The 935-nt window shown below is 69.5% G+C and carries 2 protein-coding genes; both read right to left on the reverse strand.

The window, feature by feature from the left end; genetic code table 11:
- Positions 1–132: 132 nt before the first annotated feature.
- Positions 133–258: a hypothetical protein gene (locus KM933_RS40155; RefSeq protein WP_260334841.1), complete on the reverse strand. Its 126-nt coding sequence runs from the start codon at positions 256–258 to the stop codon at positions 133–135.
- Between the two features lie 144 nt (positions 259–402).
- Positions 403–935: hypothetical protein (locus tag KM933_RS38685; protein ID WP_221362356.1), on the reverse strand; the 533-nt coding region annotated here is incomplete at its 5' end.

Consider the following 935-nt stretch of genomic DNA (forward strand, 5'->3'; position numbering starts at 1 on the left):
GGTCAGCGGCCACTGCACGGTCGGCGGCCCGGACGACGTCGTGGTCGTCCCTGTGCGCAACGAAGCCGCCCCGCCGGAGCCACGTCGACCTCCGCCGTCCGTGCGCCGGCCGACCCGCGAGGGGCACGCGTCTCAGGCTGGCGGCGACGTCGCGCCGGGCAGCTCCCCCAAGAAGGCCCACCACTGCTCGATGATCCACACGGCGACGCTGGAGCGGTCGGTGGACATCCGCAGCCACACCTCCTCACCGCCAGACATGAGCGCCACCTCCAAGTGCGCCTCGTCTCACGTGCCCACCGGGTACATCCACTCGATGCCGTCGGGCCACTTCCGCATCGCCACCCTGCGCACGCTCAGCGCCACGGCAACGGCAGCGAGAACTTTTCACTGGACCGTCCGACATCAGCGGTCCTCGGTGGCCATGGTCTTGAAGGTCTCGCGCATCAGCTCATCGACGGTTCCCGGCTTGCCGACCAGGGAGTCGAAGAGGTCCGCGAGCAGCCACAACACGAAGCCGTGGACCATGGCCTCCTTCGGCTCGATCTTCCCGAACCGGGCGCGCCAGGCCACCGTGTCCATGCCCATGGCGGCGGCCATGAGGACTCCGGTCGCCATCGGCACCTGCTCCGGGTCGGCCATCTCGAAGGAGGGCAGCCTGCGGATCACGGCAGGGATGAGGTCATTGAGCGGATCGAGCTGTTCCCCGCCGCCGGGCGGCTCGGCGATCAGGTACCCGGTCAGCACCCCCACCAGGAACACCGTGCCCCGGGAGACCTCCTCACGCCCGACGGAGTCCATCGCAGCCTTCACCCGCTGCTGCGCCTGCTGGCGCTCCTTGGCTGGCGTCCGCTTCTCCAGGACACGGTAGGTGTCCCATGCCGCACGGACCGCCTCATCCACCACTACGCCGTCGCCGCTCATGAAGGCGACCGTAG

It is taken from the genome of Streptomyces beigongshangae, assembly GCF_019710745.1.
GTDB classification, from domain to species: Bacteria; Actinomycetota; Actinomycetes; order Streptomycetales; family Streptomycetaceae; genus Streptomyces; species Streptomyces beigongshangae.